We start from the raw sequence: 21,377 nt of genomic DNA, 5'->3' as shown, positions 1-21,377 counted from the left end.
AGTGCCCGGCCTGAATACAGGTGCCTTTGTCGCAAAACGTTTGCGCGGTTGAAACGGTTGTGTAAAAAACGCCCGATTCGTACCCGGCCCTTGCCCGGTGGGCACCACGCGGCGTCAATGCCGCCCTGTTCACAAGGTTATCCACAATAAATGTGGATAACCTCTGGCTCCCCTGGAGGCCCCATGAGCGCACCCTGGAATTTCGCCCGCTTCCTGCCCCTTGCCGAACGCTTGCTCAGCCGTGGCCGGCTGCCGGCATTGCTGTTCGCAGTGGCCCGCAAAGGGCCGAAGCTGGGCCAGCTGCGCGAGGACCTGCGCCTGATGCAGGCGCTTTGCCTGGCCTGGTGGCGTGGCGAGTACCGCGCTGTCAGCCCCAAGGCACTGGTGACCATCGTCGCCGGGCTGCTCTACTTCGTCAGCCCACTGGATGCCATCCCCGACTGGCTGCTGGGTGTCGGCCTACTCGATGACATCGCCGTGCTGGGCTGGGTGCTCAAGACCGTGGCTGATGAGCTGGGCCGCTTCAAGGACTGGCGCGACAGCCAGGCGCCGGAGCGGCTGCGCGTGGTCGAACGGCTGCCGGATACCGCTGAAGCACTGCGCCTGGAAAGGCCTGGCAGCTGATTCCGCACAGACCCCCGAGGTTGGTAATATAATTGGCATAAGGGTTATGCCTACGGATTACATGCCGTAATCCAACGTCAAGGGGGTTGTATGGGTATTCAGGTCATCAGCCGGGACGGTCAGCCCGAGTACGCAGTGGTTCCCTGGGAGCAGTATCAGGCGTTGCTCGCGGCCGCAGGCCAGGCACCGGCCAGCGCACCCGTCACCGACAGCAATGTTGCCAGCACTCAACCAAGCGCCAGCCTGTCCTCACTGGATGAGCTGGCGTCCTTGCGTCAGGCCAAGGGGCTGGCGCCGGAGCAGCTGGCACGCAGTGTCGGCATCAGCCCGGCATACCTGGCCATGATCGAGTCTGGCGAGCGCCGCCCCGACGCGGCCATTCTGCGCAGCCTGGCGTGGCACCTGGGCGTGGCCGGCTGGAGCGAGCCGTCATGAGCCAGGTCAGGATCAGCCGTCAGCAATGGCAGGGCCTGCTGAGCGAGCTCGACCTGGCCCGCCGGCAACGCCATCTGCTGACCTACCGGGCACTGCTCGAGCGTTTGCAATTGCCCAGCCCCGCCATGCAGACCTTGACCGCGGCCCTTGAGTACCTGGCGGTGCTCGACGCCCGCGCCGAGCAGCCGCTGCGCAGTTCGCTGGTGATCAGCCAAGGCGCCAGCCGCCTGCCACGCACCGGGTTTTTCGAGTGTGTCGAGCGCCTGGGACGGTTTTCCGGTCCGGTGGACGGCATGGAGGCTGCGTCCTGGCATGCCTCGGAAGTGGTGCGGGTGTTCGAGTACCGCTATCCAGAAGAGGCTTGAAACCGGAGGAGGGAGCTACCTGACGTGGTAGCGGTTGCCGGAGCCTGCCAGGGGGTTACTCCAGTACTGTCGTATCGATCAGGCTCAGGCTCGCGCCACCGATTTCCTTGGCCTTTCTTTTCGCTTGTGAGGCAAGCTCGGCCAGCTGGCCGGCATCCATCCCTGCGCAGCTTCCCGGTTCGAGCCAAACCACCCCGATCGACAAGGACAGCAACTCGAACGTTTCATGTTGACCTTGCCTGTTGTGAGCGACGAAGCATCCGGCTTCCAGGTGTTCACCACGATAGAAGCGTCGACAGTCCCGAACGAAGGCCTCTACCAGCAGTTCAATACGAGCTCGCCAGTCTGCCGATCCCAATACCAGCATGAAATCATCCCCACCGATATGGCCGACGAAATCCCTGCTTGGATCGACGCAGTCGCTCAGGCACTGTGCCAGGCACAACAGCACTTCGTCGCCACGGGCATAGCCATAGATATCGTTGAAGGGTTTGAAGTTGTCGATGTCCACGTAGCATACGGCGGCCTCGCGCCGTTGCAGCAGCAAGCGCGCCAGGCACTGCTGGATCGGCACGTTGCCCGGCAGCAAAGTGAGTGGGTTGGCGTGCCTTGCCTGCTGGATCTTCTGTTCGGTGATCAGCTTGAGTACGTCGATCACTCGCCCCAGCCCCACGTAGCGCCCACTCTGGGTGATGATGAAATCTTCCTCGATGCGCTGGCGGGCGCGGCTGGTAAGCAGCCGGCTGACTTGCTGCAGCGACTGGCTGCGCTCGACGGCGAGAAAATCCTGGCTCATCAATCGGCTGATTGGTTTGCGGGCGAAAAGGTCGGTGCCGAAGGGCTTTAGCAGGGCCTCGGCTAGTGAATAGCGGTGGACGATGCCACAGGGTTTGCCACGCTCGTCCAGCACCGCGAGCGAATTGAGGTTGGCCTGGCGGTGGAACGCCTCGAGCACGTGCTGAATGGTGGTATCGCGCGTGACCGAGGGTTGCAGGATGAGTAGCGCGCTGAGATCGCTGCTGTCTTCGTCCAGTGCCACGTTCGTATCCATCGCCGGGGGCAACGGGCCGATGCTGTCACCTGGGGGAAACTCCTGGGGGCGCCCCAGCAGGTAGCCCTGGACCAGATCCACCCCCATGTCGCCCAGTATCGCCAGTTCCTCGGCCAACTCGATACCTTCCGCGATCACCTGGGCACGGGAAGCACGGGCGATCTGCAGGATCGAACCGACGAACTCACGCTTGAGTGGGTCCTGGTGGATGCTGTCGATGAAATGTCGGTCGATCTTTACATAATCCGGGCGCAATTCCGACCACAGCCGCAGGCTGGAGTACCCGGCACCCAGGTCATCCAGAGCGATGGAAAAACCCATGTCGCGGTAGTGGTGCAGGGCGTTGTACAGCAGTTGGAAGTCTTCGGTGGGGGTCTGCTCGGTCAGTTCGATGACCACCCGGCTGGGGGACAGGCCGACCTGTTCGAGCATCTGCAGAGTGCGCCCGGAAGGGTAATTGGGTTCCACCAGGGATTCGGGCGAGACGTTGAGAAACAGCTGGCCCCCAAGGTTCAGCTCGCTGAAGCGTCGGCAGGCGGTTTCCCGGCACAGCACCTCCAGTTCACCCAGGCGACCGGCCTGGCGGGCGATGGCGAACAGGTTCAGGGGCGAGTGCAAGGGGCTGTTGGAGGGGCCGCGACTCAGGGCCTCATAGCCGAGGATGCGCCGTTCGGAAAGGCAGACGATGGGTTGGAACAGACAGTGGATGCTGCGTTGAGCCAGGATGGCACTCAATGCGCTGAGCTGTTCGGTGACGGTCATGGACTGCTTCCTGAATTGAAAAGGGCCGGACGCTTGCACGTTCGGCCCTTCTATTTCACGACAGTCCGGTGACTGTTTGATGACAGCTCACATTATTTTGCCATCATTTCAGTGCTTGGCCACCGAGGTGCTGAGGCTCAGGTAGTCGAGCAGGATGCGACCGGTCTCGGACAGGTAGGCATCGTCCTCGGGCTTGGTGTCGTCCGGCTCGGCGGGCAGGGCGTCCTCGTCCTCTTTTTTCAGTTCCTTGAGCGGCTCTTCGCCCTTGGCCTTGCGTCGGATGTTCTCAAGCGCCAGCTGTTTGGCTTCGATCTCGTCGTGGCGAGCGCGACGTTGCTGCTCGTTGAGGCTGACGGTCTTCTCGTTCATCAGCTTCTGGGTCAGTGCCAGGCGGTCGCGGATATAGACGAACTCGGCATCCTTGTCGCTGCGCGCCTCATGCTGCGCCTTGAGCTGCGTCAGGAACGGTTTGAACGGATCGGAGGCAGGCTTGACCACTGGACGGATGGTGTCCCACGGCATGGCTTCAGGCAGCGCGCTTTCGCCGATCTCCTTGGTGTCGATGATCGACGGGTAGGCGATGTCCGGCAGCACGCCCTGGTGCTGGGTGCTCTGCCCGGAAACCCGGTAGAACTTGGCCAGCGTCAGCTTGAGTTCGCCATGGTTGAGCGGCTGGATGGTTTGCACGGTGCCTTTGCCGAAGGTCTGGCCACCAATGATCAGCGCACGGTGGTAGTCCTGCATGGCCCCGGCGAAAATTTCCGAGGCGGACGCCGACAGGCGGTTGACCAGCAGTGCCAGCGGGCCTTTGTAGAAGGCGCCGGGGTTCTCGTCTTCGAGCACGTCGACGCGCCCGTCGCTGTTGCGCACCAGCACGGTCGGGCCCTTCTCGATGAACAGGCTGGTCAGCTCGGTGGCTTCCTGCAGCGAGCCGCCACCGTTGTTGCGCAGGTCGATGACCACGCCGTCGACTTTCTCTTTCTGCAGCTCGGTGAGCAGCTTCTTCACGTCGCGGGTGGTGCTCTTGTAATCCGGATCACCAGCGCGGTAGGCCTTGAAGTCCAGATAGAAGGCCGGGATCTCGATGATGCCGAGCTTGTAGTCGCGGCCATCCTGCTTGAGCTTGAGCACCGACTTCTTCGCCGCCTGCTCCTCGAGCTTGACCGCTTCGCGGGTGATCGAGACGATCTTGCTGGTCTGGTCGTTCGGCGCGTTGCTGGCCGGGATGACCTCCAGGCGCACCACCGAGCCTTTCGGGCCGCGGATCAGCTTGACCACTTCGTCAAGACGCCAGCCGACCACGTCGACCATTTCCTTGTTGCCCTGGGCGACGCCGATGATCTTGTCGGCCGGCGCCACCTGCTTGGTCTTGGCGGCAGGGCCGGCCGGCACCAGGCGTACGATCTTGACCTGGTCGTTGTCGCTCTGCAGCACCGCGCCGATGCCTTCGAGCGACAGGCTCATGTTGATGTCGAAGTTCTCGGCGTTGTCCGGCGACAGGTAGTTGGTGTGCGGGTCGTAGGACTGGGCGAAGGTGTTGATATAGGCCTGGAAGATGTCTTCCGCGCGGGTCTGGTCCAGGCGCGCCAGCTGGTTCTTGTAGCGCTTGGTCAGGGTTTCCTGGATCTGCTTGGGATCCTTGCCGGCGATCTTCTGGCGCAGCACTTCGTCCTTGACGCGCTTGCGCCACAGGTCGTCGAGCTCGGCCTGGTTCTTCATCCACGGGGCATCCTTGCGGTCGACCAGCAGGTCTTCCTTCACCGTGAAGTCGATCTTGTCGGCACCCTTGGCCAGCTCCGCCAGGGCGAAGTCCAGGCGCGATTTCACGCGGTCAAGGTAGCGCTTGTAGATGGTGAAGCCCGGCTCGAGGTTGCCGCTTTTCAGGAAGTCGTCGAACTGGGTCTTCCATTTGTCGAATTCGGCGATGTCGGCGGCAGTGAAGTAGCTGCGCGAAGGGTCGAGCAGCTTGATGTAGCTGTCATAGATGATGACCGAACGGGCGTCGTCCAGCGGCGGCTTGCTGTAGTGGTGGCGCTTGAGCAGCTCGACGATGTTGAGGCTGGCGACTACTTCGTCGCGGTCTGGCTGCAGGCTGTCCCACTTGTTGGCGGCGGCCGCATTGCCACCGAGCGTGAGGCTGCCCAGGCCGATCATGAGGGCGAGGGCGGTGCTGGGGAGGAAATGCTTCATGCTGATTCGACGTGGAGGCAATTGATCACGCATAGTAGGCCGTCTTATCCGTTCGCCGGTTCCATCGGAGCCGGACGCATACTGCAAAAAGCCTGGGACTTGGCGTGCCCAGGCTCGGTCATATGATTCAACTATGGAGGCACTGTGAAGGCATTGCAAGGCGTTGACGGACATGTGGCGTGGGTCGAGGCCGAGCGCCCGGCATGCGATGCCGGGCAGGTACGTATCCGTGTGGCCGCCGCGGGCCTGAACCGCGCCGACCTGCTGCAGCGCGCAGGGCTGTATCCGCCACCGCCCGGTGCGAGCCTTTACCTGGGCCTGGAATGCGCCGGCGTGGTCGAGGAAGTTGGAGCCGGTGCCGATTGGCGCGTGGGCGATCGGGTCTGTGCATTGCTCGCCGGCGGCGGCATGGCCGAGGAGGTGGTGGTCGACGCCCGTCATGTGCTGCCGGTGCCCGAAGGGTTGAGCCTGCACGAGGCCGCTGCGATTCCAGAGGTGTATGCCACGGCCTGGCTGAACATCTTCCAGCTGGGGGCATTGAAGGCTGGCGAGAAGGTACTGGTGCATGCCGGCGCCAGTGGCGTGGGCTCTGCGGCCATCCAGCTGTGCAAGGCATTCGGCAGCCCGGTGTGGGTCAGCGTCGGCTCGCCGGAGCGCCTGGCCTACTGTGAGTCGCTGGGGGCTGCGGTTGGCGTGGTGCGTAATGGCAACCTCGACGACCTGAAGCAGCTCGGTCCATTCGATGTGATTCTGGACCCGGTGGGTGCCAGCTATGCGTCGCTCAACCTTCAACTGCTGGCCCTAGACGGGCGTTGGGTGATCATTGGCCTGATGGGCGGGCGCAAGGTCGAGCTGGATTTGGCGCTGGTGTTGGGCAAGCGCCTGGAAATCACCGGGTCCACGCTGCGCAACCGTGATGACGGGTTCAAGGCCGAATTGTTGCGCGAATTGCGCCAGCAGGTGTGGCCGTTGTTCAGCGAGGGGCGACTGTCGCCACAGCTGGTCGACACCTATCCGGGTGAATTTGCCGAAGCTGCGTATGCGGAGCTGGCAAGCAACCAGGTTTCCGGGAAGCTGGTGCTGGTGATCGATCCAGCATTGGCTTGATGGCGGTTCGTGGGAGCGGGCCGGCGCCGCGAGGTCGATACAGAGGCTGTTCTCTTCGCGGCTAGCCCGGTCCCATGCCGGTCCAGGTCTTACTCGTGGTTCGCTGGTACCAGGATCGTGTCCTTGGCCTCCGGTAGCATCCCCGGATAATCCAAGGTGTAATGCAGGCCCCGGCTTTCCTTGCGTTGCATGGCCGAGCGGATCATCAACTCGGCCACCTGCGCCAGGTTGCGCAGCTCGATCAGGTCACGGCTGACCTTGTAGTTGCTGTAGAACTCGTCGATTTCGTCCAGCAACATGCGCACCCGGTGCTCGGCCCGTTGCAGGCGTTTGCTGGTGCGCACGATGCCGACATAGTCCCACATGAAACGCCGCAGTTCGTCCCAGTTGTGCGCGATGATCACGTCCTCGTCCGAATCGGTGACCTGGCTGGCATCCCAGCAGGGCAGGGCACGGGGCATGGCGACCTGGTCCAGGCGCGCCTCGATGTCGGCGGCGGCAGCGCGACCGTAGACGAAGCATTCAAGCAGCGAGTTGCTGGCCATGCGGTTGGCGCCATGCAGGCCGGTGAAGCTTGTTTCGCCGATGGCGTACAGGCCGGGCACGTCGCTGTGGCCATGCTCGTCGATCATTACCCCACCACAGGTGTAATGGGCTGCCGGTACCACCGGGATAGCCTGACGGGTGATGTCGATACCGAACGCCAGGCAGCGTTCGTAGACTGTCGGGAAGTGATTCTTGATGAAGTCGGCCGGCTTGTGGCTGATGTCCAGGTAGACGCAGTCCACCCCCAGGCGCTTCATCTCGTGGTCGATGGCGCGGGCAACGATATCCCGTGGCGCCAGCTCTTCACGTGGGTCGAAGCGCGGCATGAAGCGCTCGCCGTTGGGCAGGCGCAGCAGCGCACCCTCGCCGCGCAGGGCCTCGGTGATCAGGAAACTCTTGGCCTGCGGATGGTACAGGCAGGTCGGGTGGAATTGGTTGAACTCAAGATTTGCCACCCGGCAGCCGGCGCGCCAGGCCATGGCGATGCCGTCGCCGCAAGCACCGTCGGGATTGCTGGTATAGAGGTACACCTTGGCCGCGCCGCCGGTGGCCAGCACGGTGAAACGGGCGCCGAAGGTGTCCACCTCGCCGGTGTTACGGTCCAGGACGTAGGCGCCAAGGCAGCGATCTCCATCCAGGCCCAGGCGCCGCTCGGTGATCAGGTCGACGGCCACGCGCTGTTCCAGCAACTGGATGTTCGGCCGCTTGCGCGCCTGCTCCAGCAAGGTAGTGAAGATCGCGGCGCCGGTGGCGTCGGCGGCATGGATGATGCGCCGGTGGCTGTGGCCGCCCTCGCGGGTCAGGTGGAACTCGAAACCGCCGTCGTCGACGCTGTAGTGTTCGTCACGGGTGAACGGCACACCCTGCTCGATCAGCCACTGGATGGCTTCGCGGCTGTGCTCGACGGTGAAACGCACTGCATCCTCATGACACAAGCCACCTCCGGCATTGAGGGTATCCTCGACATGCGACTGTACGGTATCGGTGTCATCGAGCACTGCGGCGACGCCGCCTTGGGCCCAGAAGGTCGAACCGTTGGCCAGGTCGCCCTTGCTCAGCACGGCGATGCGCAGGTGGCCGGGAAGGTTCAGTGCCAGGCTGAGACCGGCGGCACCGCTACCGATCACCAGGACATCATGTTGGAATTGTTGGCTCATGTCGGGACACTAGTAATCTTTGGGGGGGGCACGGCACAATAGTCGGGCGCCGATGGCAATGTGAAACTATCGTGAAACCGGATCGGGTTGCCTTTATAGCAGTCCCGGGCGCCTGATTTCCAATGGCACTTGCGGGTGAGTGGCGATCTTTCTGGGAACTTTCCGATATGCCTGGAAATCCTATACAGGCTGCCCTTACGCCAAAGATTGCCGCGGCGACGCAAGGCACCAGTCCTATTCTGGGCTGGCACCTGCGTAATGAATCCTGATTATCGACGTAGCCGGCCGTAACCGCGCTGCGTCTTCCGTGCGAGCCGACCAAGGGCCGTAGGAAACTTGCTTGGAGGGGAGAACTTTTGCGCAAAGCCCGAGTCTATGGTTGCAAGCCTGAACGATGGTTGTTGCAACGCTCCTTCGAGATCATTGAGGAGTGTTCATGCTAACCCAGGAAGAGGATCAGCAGCTTGTCGAGCGCGTGCAGCGTGGCGACAGGCGAGCGTTCGATCTGTTGGTGCTGAAGTATCAGCACAAGATTCTCGGGTTGATCGTACGTTTCGTACACGACACCCATGAAGCGCAGGACGTGGCGCAGGAAGCCTTCATCAAGGCATACCGTGCGCTTGGGAATTTTCGCGGAGACAGTGCCTTCTACACCTGGCTGTACCGCATCGCCATAAACACGGCGAAGAACTACCTGGTATCCCGTGGAAGGCGGCCACCAGACAGTGATGTGAGCTCCGAGGATGCGGAGTTTTACGACGGCGATCATGGCCTCAAGGATCTCGAGTCCCCAGAGCGCGCGTTGTTGCGGGATGAAATCGAAGGCACTGTCCATCGAACAATCCAGCAACTGCCGGAAGATTTGCGCACGGCACTGACCCTGCGCGAGTTCGATGGACTGAGTTATGAAGACATTGCCAGTGTCATGCAATGTCCGGTGGGTACCGTGCGCTCTCGAATTTTCCGCGCTCGGGAGGCCATAGATAAAGCCCTGCAACCTTTGTTGCAGGAAACCTGAGACAGCGGCGACAGCCAAGAGAGGAACCGCCATGAGTCGTGAAGCTTTGCAGGAATCGCTGTCCGCAGTGATGGATAACGAAGCGGACGAACTGGAACTGCGTCGCGTGCTGAACGCGGTCGACGATGCAGAAACCCGCGCCACCTGGTCGCGCTACCAGATTGCCCGCGCAGCCATGCACAAGGAACTGCTGATGCCCAAGCTGGACATCGCCTCGGCAGTTTCCGCGGCGCTGGCCGACGAGGCCGTCCCGGCCAAGGTCAAGCAGGGCCCATGGCGCAGCATCGGCCGCCTGGCCGTGGCCGCATCGGTGACTGTTGCCGTGCTCGCTGGCGTGCGCTTGTACAACCAGGATGAAATCACCGGAGCCCAGTTGGCCGCCCAGCAACCGGCCCAGCAAGGGCTGAGCATGCCTCAGGTGCAAGGTCCGGCTGTATTGGCAGGCTATAGTGAGAGCAACGAGCAACCGACCGGGCCAATGGCCAACGGTGTGCTGCAGAACCAGGCTGGCTGGGATCAGCGGCTGCCAGGTTACCTGCGTCAGCATGCCCAGGAGTCCGCGCTGAAGGGCAACGAGACCGCGCTGCCTTACGCTCGCGCTGCCAGCCTGGAAAACCGCTAAGTAAGGAGGATCATGCGCGCGCTACCTCTCCTGTCGCTGCTGCTTGGCAGCAGCCTGACGGTGCAGGCCCTGGCCGCCAATTCCTCGCCTGAGGCGAGTGAGTGGCTGAACAAGCTGGCACGGGCCGAGCAGCAGCAGAGTTACCAGGGTTCCTTCGTTTACGAGCGTAACGGCAGCTTCTCTTCCCACGATATCTGGCATCGCGTCCAGGATGGCAAGGTCAGCGAGCGGCTGTTACAGCTCGACGGCTCGGCCCAGGAAATCGTGCGGGTCAATGGCAAGGTGCAGTGCGTCAGTGGCAACCTGGTCACCAGTGTGAGTGCCCCGCCGGATAATGCCGCGCGTGTGCTTGATCCCTTGAAACTGATGAGCTGGTACGACCTGAGCGTGTCAGGCGAGTCACGCGTTGCCGGGCGCGACGCCGTGGTTGTCTCCCTCACCCCGCGTGACCAGCACCGCTATGCCTTCGAACTGCACCTTGATCGCCGCACCGGACTGCCCCTGCGTTCGTTGATGCTCAACGACAAGGGCCAGTTGCTTGAGCGTTTCCAGATGACTCGCCTGGATACCGACACGGTGCCGACCGACGCCGACCTTGGTGCTGGCGCTGCCTGCCGACCTGTCGATAAGATCGCGCCAGGCACTTCAGAGGGTGTTGCCGGATGGCGTTCCGATTGGCTGCCGCCGGGTTTCGAGCTGGTCAACAGCTCAGTACGGCGCGATCCCGAGCGCAAGAGTACTGTCAGCAGTCTGATGTATGACGATGGTCTGGCCCGTTTTTCGGTCTTCCTTGAACCGATCGGCAACGAGTCCGGTATCGATACCCGCGCCCAGCTTGGGCCCACTGTCGCAGTATCGCGGCGCCTGACAACCCCCAAAGGCAAGGTGATGGTCACGGTGGTTGGCGAGATTCCGCTGGGCACGGCCGAACGTGTCGCCTTGTCGATGCGGGCCCAGGATGCCCAGGCGCGGCAATGACAGCGCAGTGTTCTGACAGCTCTTGTTACACAGAGCTGACATGAAATTAAGGCATTGTCATTTGCAATCCTGCCGCAAATTTTCTATAGGTCAGGCTTCTCGGAGTCTGGCCTTTCCTGCGTCTGCGGGAACCTTACTGCTAACTACGCTCGTTGTGACGGGAGCCGTATGTCAATACCACGCTTGAAAACCTACCTATCGATGTTCGCTGCCGTGCTGATGCTCGGCCAGATGCTCAGCGCCCAGGCCGAAGAGTCCCTGCCGGACTTCACCACCTTGGTCGAGCAGGCCTCGCCGGCAGTGGTCAACATCAGTACCAAGCAGAAACTGCCGGATCGCCGCGTTGCCGCCGGGCAGATGCCCGACCTCGAAGGCCTGCCGCCGATGTTCCGCGAGTTTTTCGAGCGCAACATGCCGCAGCAGCCGCGCTCCCCACGCGGTGATCGCCAGCGTGAAGCGCAGTCTCTGGGATCTGGCTTCATCATTTCCAGCGACGGTTACGTGCTGACCAACAATCATGTGGTAGCCGACGCCGACGAGATCATCGTCCGCCTGTCCGACCGCAGTGAGCTGCAGGCCAAGCTGGTGGGCACCGACCCACGCACCGACGTGGCTCTGCTCAAGGTCGACGGCAAGAACCTGCCGACCGTGAAGCTGGGCGATTCGGAAAAGCTCAAGGTAGGTGAATGGGTGCTGGCCATCGGTTCGCCGTTCGGCTTCGACCACTCGGTGACCAAGGGTATCGTCAGCGCCAAGGGCCGCACGTTGCCTAACGACACCTATGTGCCGTTCATCCAGACCGACGTGGCGATCAACCCGGGGAACTCCGGTGGCCCGCTGTTCAACATGAAAGGCGAGGTGGTGGGCATCAACTCGCAGATCTTCACCCGTTCCGGCGGCTTCATGGGGCTGTCGTTCGCCATCCCGATCGACGTGGCGATCGATGTGTCGAACCAGCTGAAGAAAGACGGCAAGGTCAGCCGCGGCTGGCTGGGCGTGGTGATCCAGGAGGTCAACAAAGATCTGGCCGAATCCTTCGGCCTTGACAAGCCGGCCGGCGCCCTGGTGGCACAGGTCCTGGAGAACGGGCCGGCAGCCAAGGGCGGCCTGCAGGTGGGCGATGTCATTCTGAGCATGAATGGCCAGCCGATCGTCATGTCCGCCGACCTGCCGCACCTGGTGGGCAGCCTGAAGGATGGCGAGAAAGCCAAGCTCGAGATCATCCGCAACGGCAAGCGTCAGAACCTGGATGTCACCATCGGCGCATTGCCCGAGGATGACGCCGACATCGGCATGGGTGCCGGTGCCGATGGCAGTGCCGAACGCAGCAGCAACCGCCTGGGCGTCTCTGTCGCCGACCTGAGCGCCGAGCAGAAAAAGTCGCTCGAACTCAAGGGCGGTGTGGTCATCAAGGAAGTCCAGGATGGCCCTGCGGCCATGATCGGCCTGCGTCCGGGCGATGTGATCAGCCACCTGAACAACCAGGCCATTGCCTCGGCCAAGCAGTTCACCGAGATTGCCAAGGACCTGCCGAAGAACCGTTCAGTGTCCATGCGCGTGCTGCGCCAGGGGCGCGCCAGCTTCATCACCTTCAAGCTGGCTGAATAAGCTGGATGAAAGGTAGGAAAAGGGCAGCTTCGGCTGCCCTTTTCTATGAGTGGGCAGGCGTCCGCTGTCCGTGGCGGCCTGCTGCCATGCAGCTTGTATACAGACCGATAGAGGAATCTCCCATATCCCCGCGGCTTGAGGTACAATTCCCGGCTATTTTTCGGCGGGCGTCCGGCTCGCAGCCTTTTCGAGTGTTGACCCGTGAGTGATTTGAGTCATATCCGCAATTTCTCCATCATCGCCCACATCGACCATGGCAAGTCGACGCTGGCCGACCGTTTCATCCAGATGTGCGGTGGCCTGTCGGCGCGCGAAATGGAAGCCCAGGTCCTCGACTCCATGGACCTGGAGCGCGAACGCGGTATCACCATCAAGGCCCACAGCGTCACGCTGCACTACAAGGCGCAGGATGGTAAAACCTACCAGCTGAACTTCATCGACACCCCCGGCCATGTCGACTTCACCTATGAAGTCTCGCGCTCGCTGGCGGCGTGCGAGGGCGCGCTGCTGGTGGTCGATGCCGGCCAGGGCGTCGAGGCGCAGTCGGTGGCCAACTGCTACACCGCCATCGAGCAGGGCCTGGAAGTCATGCCCGTGCTGAACAAGATGGACCTGCCCCAGGCTGACCCGGACCGCGTCAAGGACGAGATCGAGAAGATCATCGGCATCGACGCTACCGACGCCGTGGCGTGCAGTGCCAAGAGCGGCATGGGCGTCGACGAGGTGCTCGAGCGCCTGGTACATACCATTCCCGCACCGACCGGTGAGATCGATGCACCGCTGCAGGCACTGATCATCGACTCCTGGTTCGACAACTACCTGGGCGTGGTCTCGCTGGTGCGTGTGCGCCAGGGCCGCGTGAAGAAAGGCGACAAGATCCTGGTCAAGTCCACCGGCAAGGTGCACCTGGTCGACAGCGTCGGCGTGTTCACCCCGAAACACACCCAGACCGCCGATCTGAAAGCCGGTGAAGTGGGCTTCATCATCGCCAGCATCAAGGACATTCACGGCGCGCCGGTCGGTGACACCCTGACCCTGTCCAGCACCCCGGAAGTCGAAATGCTGGCGGGCTTCAAGAAGATCCAGCCGCAGGTCTACGCGGGCCTGTTCCCGGTCAGCTCCGACGATTTCGAGGACTTCCGCGACGCCCTGCAGAAGCTGACCCTGAACGACTCGTCGCTGCAATACATGCCGGAAAGCTCCGACGCCCTGGGCTTCGGCTTCCGTTGCGGCTTCCTCGGCATGCTGCACATGGAGATCATCCAGGAGCGCCTGGAGCGCGAATACGACCTGGACCTGATCACCACCGCGCCAAGCGTGATCTACGAGCTCGAGCTCAAGACCGGCGAGACCATCGTCGTCGACAACCCATCGAAGCTGCCGGACGTCTCGTCCGTCACCGACTTCCGCGAACCGATCGTCACCGCGACCATCCTGGTTCCGCAGGAGCACCTGGGCAACGTCATCACCCTGTGCATCGAGAAGCGTGGCGTGCAGCGCGACATGCAGTTCCTCGGCAGCCAGGTGCAGGTGCGCTACGACATGCCGATGAACGAAGTGGTCCTGGACTTCTTCGACCGGCTCAAGTCCACCAGCCGCGGCTACGCGTCGCTGGACTACCATTTCGACCGCTACCAGTCGGCCAACCTGGTCAAGCTGGACGTGCTGATCAACGGCGACAAGGTCGATGCCCTGGCCCTGATCGTGCACCGCGACAACGCCGCCTACAAAGGCCGTGCGTTGACCGAAAAGATGAAGGAACTGATCCCTCGGCAGATGTTCGACGTGGCGATCCAGGCAGCTATCGGCGGCCAGATCATCGCGCGGACAACCGTCAAGGCGCTCAGAAAGAACGTACTGGCTAAGTGCTACGGCGGTGACGTCAGCCGTAAGAAGAAGCTGCTGGAGAAGCAGAAGGCCGGTAAGAAACGCATGAAGCAGGTGGGTAACGTGGAAATTCCACAGGAAGCCTTCCTCGCTGTGCTCAGGTTGGATAGCTAGGTCCTATGTCGCTAAATTTCCCGCTGTTGCTCGTCATCGCCGTTGCCGTCTGCGGTCTGTTGGGTCTGCTCGACCTGCTGTTCCTGGCCCCGCGCCGGCGTGCGGCGATCGCCAACTACCAGGGCAGCGTCAGCCAACCCGAAATGGCCGTGGTCGAACGCCTGAACAAGGAACCGTTGCTGGTTGAGTACGGCAAGTCGTTCTTCCCGGTGCTGTTCATCGTGCTGGTGCTGCGCTCCTTCCTGGTCGAGCCGTTCCAGATCCCGTCGGGGTCGATGAAGCCGACGCTGGAAGTGGGCGACTTCATCCTGGTGAACAAGTTCTCCTACGGCATTCGCCTGCCGGTGATCGACAAGAAGGTCATCGAGGTGGGTGATCCGCAGCGCGGGGATGTGATGGTGTTCCGCTACCCGAGCGACCCCAACGTCAACTACATCAAGCGTGTGGTCGGCCTGCCGGGCGATGTGATCCGCTACACCGCCGACAAGCGCCTGTTCGTCAATGGCCAGGCGATTGCCGAGCAGTTGGTCGGCAGCGAGCCGGGCACCCTGGGCAGCGCCGAGCTGTACAAGGAGAAGCTCGGTGAAGCCGAGCACCTGATCCGCAAGGAAATGACCCGCTACCGCATGCCGCCGGACCAGCAATGGAGCGTGCCGGCCGGTCACTACTTCATGATGGGTGACAACCGCGACAACTCCAACGACAGCCGTTTCTGGGATGATCCGAACATTCCCAAGGAACTGCACGGCATGGTTCCGGACCGGAACATCGTCGGCAAGGCCTTCGCGGTCTGGATGAGCTGGCCAGAGCCGAAACTCAGCCACTTCCCGAACCTGTCGCGGGTCGGGCTGATCCATTGAGTAACGACGGCGCTGTCCACGGACGGCGCCGATTGCATTTCTGACATAGGCTGTGTTCTCAGGGAGCGAGGCTTTCGCCGTTGCCGGCGTCTGACCACAGTCAAACCGTCTTTCAGGATGTTGATTTGAACAACGCGTTGAACATTGCCGGGGTGGCCCCATGAGTGGTTCCCTTGCACGCCTGGAGCGCAAGCTCGGCTACACCTTCAAGAACCAGGACCAGATGCTGCTGGCCCTGACCCATCGCAGCTACGCCGGGCGCAATAACGAGCGCCTGGAGTTCCTTGGCGATGCCATCCTCAACTTCGTGGTCGGCGAGGCGCTGTTCGAGCGCTTCCCGCAGGCGCGTGAAGGCCAGTTGTCGCGTCTTCGCGCCCGTCTGGTCAAGGGCGAGACCCTGGCGCGGCTGGCCCGCGGCTTCGACCTGGGCGAATACCTGCGCCTGGGCTCGGGTGAGTTGAAAAGCGGTGGTTTTCGTCGCGAGTCGATTCTTGCCGACGCCCTCGAGGCCCTGATCGGTGCGATCTACCAGGACGCCGACATGCAGACCGCGCGCGAGCGAATCCTCGCCTGGCTGACCGACGAGTTCGATGGCCTGACCCTGGTCGACACCAACAAGGACCCCAAGACGCGCCTGCAGGAGTTCCTGCAGTCGCGTGCCTGCGAGTTGCCACGTTACGAAGTGGTGGATATCCAGGGCGAACCGCACTGCCGGACCTTCTTCGTCGAATGCGAAGTGGTCCTGCTGAACAAGAAAAGCCGCGGCCAGGGCGTGAGCCGGCGTATCGCCGAGCAGGTCGCCGCCGCCGCCGCATTGATCGCCCTGGGCGTGGAGAATGGCAATGACTGAGAATACTTCGACCCGCTGCGGCTATGTTGCCATTGTCGGTCGCCCCAACGTGGGCAAGTCCACGCTGCTCAACCACATCCTCGGTCAGAAGCTGGCGATCACCTCGCGCAAGCCGCAGACCACCCGTCACAACATGCTCGGGATCAAGACCGAGGGTGACGTGCAGGCGATCTACGTCGACACCCCCGGCATGCACAAGGCCAACGACAAGGCGCTGAACCGCTACATGAACCGCAACGCCTCGGCAGCCCTGAAGGATGTCGACGTGGTGATCTTCGTGGTCGACCGCACCAAGTGGACCGACGAAGACCAGTTGGTGCTGGAGCGCGTGCAGTACGTGACCGGCCCGCTGATCATCGCGGTCAACAAAACCGACCGCATGGAAGAGAAGGCCGAGCTGATCCCGCACCTGCAGTGGCTGCAAGAGCAGCTGCCGAACGCCGAGGTGATGCCGATTTCCGCGCAGCAGGGGCACAACCTCGAAGCGCTGGAAGCACAGATCGCCAAGCACCTGCCCGAGAACGATCACTTCTTCCCGGAAGACCAGATCACCGACCGTAGCAGCCGTTTCCTTGCCGCCGAGCTGGTGCGCGAGAAGATCATGCGTCAGCTCGGTGCCGAGCTGCCGTACCAGATCACCGTGGAGATCGAGGAGTTCAAGCAGCAGGGCCATGTGCTGCACATCCATGCGTTGATCCTGGTTGAACGCGACGGGCAGAAGAAGATCATCATTGGCGACAAGGGCGAGCGCATCAAGCGCATTGGCTCCGAGGCGCGCAAGGACATGGAAGTGCTGTTCGACTCCAAGGTCATGCTCAACCTGTGGGTCAAGGTCAAAGGCGGCTGGTCCGACGACGAGCGCGCCCTGCGCTCGCTGGGCTACGGAGACCTGTAATCCGCCGACCGGACCCGTACCTCTTGTGGGAGCGGTGATGCGGCGGCCCGACTTTCCCCGCGACAGCTATCGCGGGGCAATTCGGGCCGCCGCATCGCCGCTCCCACAGTCATTTATGACGTTGAGAAATCGCTGATGGACCGACCCACCCCCCATCCGGCCTACGTGCTGCACAGCCGCGCCTACAAGGAAACCAGTGCGCTGGTGGACTTTCTTACCCCGCAAGGCAAGGTACGCGCCGTGCTGCGCCGGGCGCGGGGCAAGGGCGGCAGCCTGGTGCGACCGTTCGTGCCGCTGGAGGTGGAGCTGCGCGGGCGCGGCGAGTTGAAGAACGTCGGCCGCCTGGATGCCGTCGGCATTGCCGCCTGGTTGCACGGTGACGTGCTGTTCAGCGGGCTGTACCTCAACGAGCTGCTGATGCGCCTGCTGCCCGCCGAGGCGCCGCACCCGGCACTGTTCGAGCACTACACCCTGACTTTGCAGGCCCTGGCCGCCGGGCGTGCGCTGGAGCCGCTGTTGCGCTCCTTCGAATGGCGCCTGCTGGATGAGCTAGGTTACGCCTTCTCGCTTGAACATGACGTCAACGACAGCCCTGTGGTCGCCGAAGGCCTTTATCGCCTGCAGGTGGACGCCGGCCTCGAGCGGGTCGAACTGTTCCAGCCTGGGTTGTTCAAGGGCGGCGAACTGCTGGCCCTGGCCCAGGCCGACTGGGAGGCGCCCGGTGCCTTGCTCGCCGCCAAGCGCCTGATGCGCCAGGCACTGGCGGTCCACCTCGGGCCCAAGCCATTGGTCAGCCGGGAACTGTTTCGCAAGCGCTGAGCAGCACGTATGCTGTGGCCCTCAACTTTCAGGAGTGCCCCTTCGTGACTCACAGCAACCGCATGCTTCTCGGTGTCAATATCGACCACGTGGCGACCCTGCGCCAGGCCCGGGGCACCCGCTATCCGGATCCGGTCAAGGCCGCCCTGGACGCCGAGGAAGCGGGTGCCGACGGCATCACCGTGCACCTGCGCGAAGACCGCCGGCACATCCAGGAGCGCGATGTGCTGCTGCTCAAGGACGTGCTGCAGACCCGCATGAACTTCGAGATGGGCGTCACCGAAGAGATGATGGCCTTCGCCGAGAAGATCCGCCCGGCGCATATCTGCCTGGTGCCGGAAACCCGTCAGGAACTGACCACCGAAGGCGGCCTCGACGTCGCTGGCCAGGAGGCGCGGATCAAGGCGGCGGTCGAGCGCCTGTCGCGCACCGGTGCCGAGGTGTCGCTGTTCATCGATGCCGACGAGCGGCAGATCGAGGCCTCGCGCCGTGTCGGCGCCCCGGCCATCGAGTTGCACACCGGCCGTTACGCCGATGCCGAGACGCCGTCCGAAGTCGCCGAGGAGCTCAAGCGCATCGTCGATGGCGTAGCGTTTGGTGTTGGCCAGGGCCTGATCGTCAATGCCGGGCATGGCCTGCATTACCACAACGTCGAGGCCGTGGCCGCGATCAAGGGCATCAACGAGCTGAACATCGGCCATGCGCTGGTGGCCCATGCGCTGTTCGTCGGCTTCAAGGCCGCGGTGGCCGAGATGAAAGCGCTGATCGTCGCCGCTTCGCGGTGATTTTCTGACCGTCTGCACCGGCCTCATCGCCGGCAAGCCGGCTCCCACAGGTACTGCGCAGCACTCAAGGCCAGTGCGATCCATGTGGGAGCCGGCTTGCCGGCGATGAGGCCGTTGGCATCAACCACTTACTCCGCTCGAAATACCAGAGTGAAGCGGGTAGGGCCCAAAGGGCTGCTCCTGACCTCGATCCGCCCCCCATGCAATTGCATGATCGACTTGACGATCGCCAACCCCAGCCCGGTGCCACCCTCCAGCCGTGAACGCCCGGCCCCGGCCCGGTAAAAGCGTTCGAACAGGTGCGGCAGGTGGGTCTCCTCTATCCCTCTGCCCTGGTTCTGCACCCACACGGCAATCTCGTTGCCCAGCCGCTCGATGCCTACGGCAACCGGCTCGCCCTCCGGTGCATGGCGAATCGCATTGCTCAGCAGGTTGGATAGCGCCCGCTGGAACATCAACCGGTCCGCCAGGGCCGTGCCCCAGCCTTGCAGGTGCAGGGAGATGCCCTTGAGCTCGGCACTGAAGGCGAACAGTTCACTCACCCGCGCCACTTCGTCGGCCAACGTCAGGGGCGCCAGGGCAACCTGGGTCTGCGGCTGGCTGACCTGGGCGAGGAACAGCATGTCGTTGATGATGCGGTTGAGGCGGGTCAGCTCCTCGACGCTGTCTTCGAGGGCTTCGCGGTACTTGTCGCCGTCACGCTCACGGGCCAGGGTCACCTGGGCCTTGCCCATCAGGTTGCCGATGGGCGTGCGCAGCTCGTGGGCCAGGTCGTCGGAGAACTGCGATAGCTGGCGCACACCTTGGTCGAGCCGGTCGAGCATGATGTTGATGGCGCGCGCGAGGTCGGCCAGCTCGCTGGGCAGGCCCTCATCAGGCAGCCGGTGAGTAAGGTCCTGTGCCGAAACCTGCCCGGCGATCCGGCGGAAGTGCCGCAACGGACGCAGGCCGCGCTGCACCAGCTTCCAGGCGGCGATGCCGATCAGCACCAGCAGCAACGGCAGGGCCAGTAGCGTCGAGTGCAGATAGGCTTGCAGCAGGCTGTTGTCGTCGCTGCGGTTGAGCGACATCAACACCTTGACCGGGGTGTCGTCGCGCAGGCGCATCAAGCGGCTGGCGGTGAGGATCTGATTGTCGCCGTCGTCGCGCCAGGCATGGAAGGTCAGCCGCTCGTCCGCTTCCAGGTTCAGCAAATGCTGGGACTGCATGGCCGGGCCCAGGCTGAGCAGTGCCGGATGACGGCCATTGATGGCGATCACACTGAGGCTGAGGTTGTCGTGGCCCATGACCAGATCGAGCAATGGGTGGGCGCGGGCGCCCAGGTCGTCGCTTCGCAGGTCTACGCGCAGGTTGTGCTCGACTTGCTGCATCTTGCGCGTCAGGTCCTTGCGCGCCCGGCTATCCAGTTCGTGGTCCAGGGCAAATACCGCCAGGCACGCCAGCAGCAGCACCAGCGCCGCGCCCAGCAGGGTGACGCCCAGGCCCAGGCGCAACGACAGGCTGGGGCGCTTCACGTCCGCGCCTCTAGCACATAGCCGACGCCGCGCAGGGTGTGGATCAGCTTGTCGTCGAAGGGGTCGTCGATCTTCGCCCGCAGGCGGCGGATCGATACCTCCACCACGTTGGTGTCGCAGTCGAAGTTCATGTCCCACACCAGCGAGATGATCTGGGTGCGTGACAGCACCTCGCCGCTCTGGCGCATCAACAGGTGCAGCAGGGCGAACTCCTTGGCGGTCAGGTCGATGCGCTGGCCGCCGCGCCAGGCGCGGTGGCGGCCCGGATCGAGTTCGAGGTCGGCGACCTTCAAGGTGCTCGGCTGCAGGCGCTGGTCGTTGCGCCGCAGCAGGCTGCGGATACGCGCCAGCAGCTCGGGGAATTCGAACGGCTTCAGCAGGTAGTCGTCTGCGCCCAGGTCCAGCCCCTTGACGCGATCGGCGAGACGGCCGTGGGCGGTGAGCATCATGATCCGCGTGGAGGATTCGGCGCGCAGGCGCTGCAGCACGCCCCAACCATCGAGCCCGGGCAGGTTGACGTCAAGGATCACCAGATCGTAGGGCTGCTGGCGGGCCAAGTGCAGACCATCGGTGCCGCTGGAGGCGCAGTCGACCACATACCCGTTCTCGCGCAGGCCCTGTTGCAGGTAGTCGGCGGTGCGTGGTTCGTCCTCGATGATCAGTAGGCGCATGGTCGGGCTCTGTGTGGAAAGGGGGCGATTCTCGACCCTGTAGTGACATCAGGGTCAAGCGGCGGGAATGTTACTGGATGCGAATGGCGAAAAGAGGAGGATTGCTGATTTGTAATCTGTGGGTCATATGCGCGACAGGCTTGTCGCAATCGCGGGGCAAGCCCGCTCCCACGCGGTACGGCGGGGATTTCAGGACTGTAATGTCTGCCTCACCTTGGCGTTAGCTCCCGCTTGCGATGATGGCCCTGTCGAAACGGTTATCACGAGGCAAGCACGATGAGCCTGACCAAGTACCTGCTGCTGGCGATCCTCGCCCTGGGCAGCACCAGCATTTTCGCCGAGGGTGGCGGGGAGCGTTCGAAGCAATTCTGGCAAGCCTTCCGCGAGGATCAGGCGCGTTTGCACGGCGACAAGCAGCAAGCTGTGGCCGAGCGCGAGCGCAAGGCAGAAGAGAAGGCCCGCGAGCTGGCCAAGGATTGAGCACCACACGCCTGCGCCGCCACAGCTCCTCGGCGCAGG

General features: G+C 63.0%; 20 protein-coding genes. 15 read left to right on the top strand and 5 right to left on the bottom strand.

Translation table 11 applies throughout. The features are described 5' to 3' along the window. The first annotated feature begins 183 nt into the window (after positions 1 to 183). The 3 genes from BMY03_RS02130 to BMY03_RS02120 all read left to right on the top strand — a co-directional run bounded on the left by BMY03_RS02130 (position 184) and on the right by BMY03_RS02120 (position 1,424). Positions 184 to 624, top strand: a complete 441-nt coding sequence (locus BMY03_RS02130) for a YkvA family protein (RefSeq protein ID WP_094010132.1) — start codon at positions 184 to 186, stop codon at positions 622 to 624. Between the two features lie 90 nt (positions 625 to 714). Further along, entirely contained in the window at positions 715 to 1,059 is a 345-nt protein-coding gene (locus BMY03_RS02125; protein WP_038705561.1) for a helix-turn-helix domain-containing protein, read from the top strand. Next, positions 1,056 to 1,424, top strand: coding sequence for a hypothetical protein (locus tag BMY03_RS02120; RefSeq protein WP_023629774.1), 369 nt, complete (start codon positions 1,056 to 1,058; stop codon positions 1,422 to 1,424). The genes BMY03_RS02125 and BMY03_RS02120 overlap by 4 nt, the downstream gene beginning before the upstream one ends. 55 nt (positions 1,425 to 1,479) lie before the next feature. Here BMY03_RS02120 and BMY03_RS02115 read toward each other — a convergent pair whose 3' ends face one another. Both BMY03_RS02115 and BMY03_RS02110 read right to left on the bottom strand, forming a co-directional pair. Continuing rightward, complete coding sequence (locus BMY03_RS02115) at positions 1,480 to 3,237, bottom strand: bifunctional diguanylate cyclase/phosphodiesterase (RefSeq protein ID WP_094010131.1); 1,758 nt, start codon at positions 3,235 to 3,237, stop codon at positions 1,480 to 1,482. Between the two features lie 108 nt (positions 3,238 to 3,345). Further along, positions 3,346 to 5,427, bottom strand: a complete 2,082-nt coding sequence (locus tag BMY03_RS02110; RefSeq protein ID WP_031314804.1) for a carboxy terminal-processing peptidase — start codon at positions 5,425 to 5,427, stop codon at positions 3,346 to 3,348. A gap of 144 nt (positions 5,428 to 5,571) precedes the next feature. Between BMY03_RS02110 and BMY03_RS02105 the strand changes: the two genes are divergently transcribed. Continuing rightward, positions 5,572 to 6,534, top strand: coding sequence for an NAD(P)H-quinone oxidoreductase (locus BMY03_RS02105; protein WP_094010130.1), 963 nt, complete (start codon positions 5,572 to 5,574; stop codon positions 6,532 to 6,534). Positions 6,535 to 6,623: 89 nt separating this feature from the next. Here the strand turns inward: BMY03_RS02105 and nadB are convergent, their stop codons facing one another. After that, on the bottom strand, positions 6,624 to 8,237 hold the full coding sequence (gene nadB, locus BMY03_RS02100) for an L-aspartate oxidase (protein ID WP_094010129.1): 1,614 nt from the start codon (positions 8,235 to 8,237) through the stop codon (positions 6,624 to 6,626). 436 nt (positions 8,238 to 8,673) lie between these two features. Between nadB and rpoE the strand changes: the two genes are divergently transcribed. The 10 genes from rpoE to pdxJ all read left to right on the top strand — a co-directional run bounded on the left by rpoE (position 8,674) and on the right by pdxJ (position 18,673). Next, complete coding sequence (gene rpoE, locus BMY03_RS02095) at positions 8,674 to 9,255, top strand: RNA polymerase sigma factor RpoE/AlgU (RefSeq protein ID WP_010220971.1); 582 nt, start codon at positions 8,674 to 8,676, stop codon at positions 9,253 to 9,255. 31 nt (positions 9,256 to 9,286) lie between these two features. Then, a complete protein-coding gene (locus BMY03_RS02090) occupies positions 9,287 to 9,877 on the top strand; it encodes a sigma-E factor negative regulatory protein (RefSeq protein ID WP_094010128.1) in 591 nt (196 codons plus the stop codon). 12 nt (positions 9,878 to 9,889) lie between these two features. Then, complete coding sequence (locus BMY03_RS02085) at positions 9,890 to 10,855, top strand: MucB/RseB C-terminal domain-containing protein (protein ID WP_094010127.1); 966 nt, start codon at positions 9,890 to 9,892, stop codon at positions 10,853 to 10,855. 201 nt (positions 10,856 to 11,056) lie between these two features. Beyond that, positions 11,057 to 12,463, top strand: coding sequence for a DegQ family serine endoprotease (locus BMY03_RS02080; protein ID WP_371041504.1), 1,407 nt, complete (start codon positions 11,057 to 11,059; stop codon positions 12,461 to 12,463). Positions 12,464 to 12,664: 201 nt separating this feature from the next. After that, the gene (gene lepA / locus BMY03_RS02075; RefSeq protein WP_038705563.1) at positions 12,665 to 14,464 is read left to right on the top strand and encodes a translation elongation factor 4; all 1,800 of its coding nucleotides are present in this window, start codon (positions 12,665 to 12,667) and stop codon (positions 14,462 to 14,464) included. A 5-nt stretch (positions 14,465 to 14,469) separates the two neighbouring features. Then, complete coding sequence (lepB, locus tag BMY03_RS02070) at positions 14,470 to 15,324, top strand: signal peptidase I (RefSeq protein ID WP_094010125.1); 855 nt, start codon at positions 14,470 to 14,472, stop codon at positions 15,322 to 15,324. 160 nt (positions 15,325 to 15,484) lie between these two features. Next, positions 15,485 to 16,174, top strand: coding sequence for a ribonuclease III (gene rnc / locus BMY03_RS02065; RefSeq protein ID WP_023630413.1), 690 nt, complete (start codon positions 15,485 to 15,487; stop codon positions 16,172 to 16,174). Further along, the gene (era, locus tag BMY03_RS02060; protein WP_031315023.1) at positions 16,167 to 17,069 is read left to right on the top strand and encodes a GTPase Era; all 903 of its coding nucleotides are present in this window, start codon (positions 16,167 to 16,169) and stop codon (positions 17,067 to 17,069) included. The genes rnc and era overlap by 8 nt, the downstream gene beginning before the upstream one ends. 135 nt (positions 17,070 to 17,204) lie before the next feature. Continuing rightward, positions 17,205 to 17,888 carry a DNA repair protein RecO gene (recO, locus tag BMY03_RS02055; RefSeq protein WP_094010124.1) on the top strand — a complete coding sequence of 228 codons (684 nt, stop codon included), beginning with the start codon at positions 17,205 to 17,207 and terminating at the stop codon, positions 17,886 to 17,888. Positions 17,889 to 17,950: 62 nt separating this feature from the next. Next, entirely contained in the window at positions 17,951 to 18,673 is a 723-nt protein-coding gene (pdxJ, locus tag BMY03_RS02050) for a pyridoxine 5'-phosphate synthase (RefSeq protein ID WP_201754923.1), read from the top strand. A 128-nt stretch (positions 18,674 to 18,801) separates the two neighbouring features. Here the strand turns inward: pdxJ and BMY03_RS02045 are convergent, their stop codons facing one another. Further along, complete coding sequence (locus BMY03_RS02045; RefSeq protein WP_094010123.1) at positions 18,802 to 20,187, bottom strand: heavy metal sensor histidine kinase; 1,386 nt, start codon at positions 20,185 to 20,187, stop codon at positions 18,802 to 18,804. Then, entirely contained in the window at positions 20,184 to 20,858 is a 675-nt protein-coding gene (locus tag BMY03_RS02040) for a heavy metal response regulator transcription factor (RefSeq protein WP_023631995.1), read from the bottom strand. The genes BMY03_RS02045 and BMY03_RS02040 overlap by 4 nt, the downstream gene beginning before the upstream one ends. Before the next feature lie 276 nt (positions 20,859 to 21,134). Between BMY03_RS02040 and BMY03_RS02035 the strand changes: the two genes are divergently transcribed. Further along, complete coding sequence (locus tag BMY03_RS02035) at positions 21,135 to 21,338, top strand: hypothetical protein (protein ID WP_094010122.1); 204 nt, start codon at positions 21,135 to 21,137, stop codon at positions 21,336 to 21,338. The last annotated feature ends 39 nt before the right edge of the window (positions 21,339 to 21,377 follow it).

Origin of the sequence: Pseudomonas soli (assembly GCF_900110655.1) — a bacterium.
Classification (GTDB): Bacteria; Pseudomonadota; Gammaproteobacteria; order Pseudomonadales; family Pseudomonadaceae; genus Aquipseudomonas; species Aquipseudomonas soli.
This window is presented reverse-complemented; position numbering and strand designations above follow the sequence as displayed.